The sequence below is a fragment of the Blautia sp. 210820-DFI.6.14 genome (genome assembly GCF_020558815.1).
Classification (GTDB): Bacteria; Bacillota; Clostridia; order Lachnospirales; family Lachnospiraceae; genus Blautia_A; species Blautia_A obeum.
Genome location: NZ_JAJCKS010000061.1, coordinates 1 through 2,302 on the forward strand (window position 1 = coordinate 1; position 2,302 = coordinate 2,302).

Sequence of the window (2,302 nt, forward strand, 5' to 3'; positions counted from 1 at the left end):
CAAAAATGAAGCTGCCGCTTCACGATTTATTAATCGTTAAAGCGACAGCCCCTTTGCCACTGCCATTGGCGGTACTTTATAAGGTGCCACTAATAGAGAGTAATTCTTTGAATGTAAACGGATTATTCGGGAGAGACTTTTGCAGAAAGTGTTATAGCGGTCAGTACATTTTTTACATATTCTATAGCCGTAATCCTTTGATATCTTTAATACGTGATAAGATTGTATTGCAGCTGCAGCTGACAATGCCAGGCAGGGTATCAATGACATTGTGCAGAAAGAGTTCCATTTCATCACTAGATGAGGCAACGGCATGTACATGCAGTTTGTCTCTTCCGGTGACACGGTAAATCTGCGTGACTGTATCATTTTTATATAATATATCTGTCACCTGCGACAGATTGTTTGGTTTTGTTTCAATTTCAAAATAGCATGACACAGCACCACTGATTTTCTGAGGATTTATTATTGTTGTATATTCTTCAATTACACCCTTTTTCTCCAAAGACTGGATCCGGGCTTTTACTGCTACCCTGGAAATACCAATTTTTTCACCAATATCCGAGTAAGAAATCCGTGCATTTTCTATCAGTAACTGGATAATCTTCTGATCCAGTTCATCTAAACCGTCCAGGTACATAAACGTTCCTCCTGTAAAATAATATTCGCTGGATAGCATTTTCTTAAATATCATATCATTCATATTACCAAAAGTAAACAGAAGCTTGACTTAACTGTTATAGCTACCTATAATTATTACATAATGTAACTTACAACTTGCGTTTGGAAGATACGAAATTGATTCAGATGGAGGAAAGAATAAGATAATGTCAAAAGATGAGTATTTGATCACAGATGCGCCTCTTAAAGCGCTGACGGTTTTTGCAATGCCGATGATTCTGGGCAGCTTTTTTCAGCAAATATATAATATGGCTGATTCCATCATCGTCGGTCAGTTTGTGGGTTCCTCCGCACTTGCAGCTGTTGGTGCCTGTGCAGCACTGACTAATGTTTTCATTTGTGTGGCGCTGGGTGCAGGTGTCGGCGCCGGTGTACTCGTGAGCCGCTACTTTGGTGCCAGAGAGTATGGAAAAATGAAAACCATTGTGTCAACGTCCTTGATTAGCTTTTTAATTCTAAGCATAGTCCTTGGTGTTTTTGGCTTTTGTTTTTCCCGCTCGATGATGAGCGCACTGCAAACCCCTGCCGATATACTGGATGACGCAGTGCTGTATTTGCGTGTCTATTTTGTGGGATTTCCGTTCCTGTTTATGTATAACATTCTTTCAACGATGTTTAATTCTATAGGAGAATCAAAAATTCCACTGGGACTCCTGATATTTTCGTCAATCTTAAATATCTTTATGGATCTTTGGATGGTAGCCGGCCTTGATCTCGGCGTGTTCGGTGCGGCGCTTGCAACTTTGATTGCACAAGGCATTTCTGCCGTGTTTTCACTTTTGATTTTCTTCCATCGGATGCGGCGATATAAAAGTCACTTTGACTGGTTTGACAGGCAGGAGTTACTTTCTATGTTTCAAATTGCTGTGCCTTCGGTTCTGCAGCAGTCTACAGTATCTATCGGCATGATGATCGTGCAGGCAGTTGTAAATCCTTTCGGTACACAGGCACTCGCGGGGTATTCGGCGACGATGCGAGTTGAGAACGTTTTTTCTCTGATTTTTGTATCCATCGGTAATGCGGTTTCACCATATGTTTCCCAGAACCTTGGTGCAAACAAACCACAGCGTATCAAAAAAGGCTACCACGCTGCATTAGTGTTGGACGTGTGTTTTTCAGTCATTGCTTTTATTGTAATTGAAACGCTCCACACGCAAATTTCCTCGCTGTTTCTTGGTAAAGACGGAACAGCCCTGGCCTATCAGGTATCTGGGGATTATATGAGATGGCTCGGTTATTTCTTTATCTTTATGGGAATCAAAATGGCAACCGATGGAGTCCTTCGTGGTCTTGGAATCATGCGCCCATTTCTCATTGCAAATATGGTGAACCTGGCAATCCGTCTTTCTGTTGCTTTGATTTTTGCGCCGCGTTTTGGCATTGCATTTGTCTGGCTTGCTGTACCAGCTGGATGGCTTGCAAACTTTTTAATATCCTATGTGGCTCTCAGAAGGTCATGGCCGACTGATAAATAGATGTGTAAGATGATATGGGAGTGTATGGAGAAATCCATATGCTCTTTTTTTACTCAAAGACTTTAAAATATATGGAATTTCGGAAAATAAGTTAGGACGATAAGCGGGAATCCTCGGCAATTCAATTACCGAGATGAAAGCGTAGA

General features: G+C 41.3%; 2 protein-coding genes. One reads left to right on the top strand and one right to left on the bottom strand.

Translation table 11 applies throughout. The features are described from left to right. Positions 1 to 181 precede the first annotated feature (181 nt). A complete protein-coding gene (locus LI112_RS17655; RefSeq protein ID WP_227191194.1) occupies positions 182 to 640 on the bottom strand; it encodes an Lrp/AsnC family transcriptional regulator in 459 nt (152 codons plus the stop codon). A 187-nt stretch (positions 641 to 827) separates the two neighbouring features. Between LI112_RS17655 and LI112_RS17660 the strand changes: the two genes are divergently transcribed. Next, positions 828 to 2,156 (top strand): MATE family efflux transporter, encoded by a 1,329-nt coding sequence (locus LI112_RS17660; protein WP_173909342.1) that lies wholly within the window; start codon positions 828 to 830, stop codon positions 2,154 to 2,156. Positions 2,157 to 2,302 lie beyond the last annotated feature (146 nt).

What these genes read in the sequence shown, in the direction of transcription:
- LI112_RS17655 (WP_227191194.1), bottom strand. Translation starts at nt 640, where the DNA reads ATGTACCTGGACGGTTTAGATGAACTGGATCAGAAGATTATCCAGTTA.
- LI112_RS17660 (WP_173909342.1), top strand. Translation starts at nt 828, where the DNA reads ATGTCAAAAGATGAGTATTTGATCACAGATGCGCCTCTTAAAGCGCTG.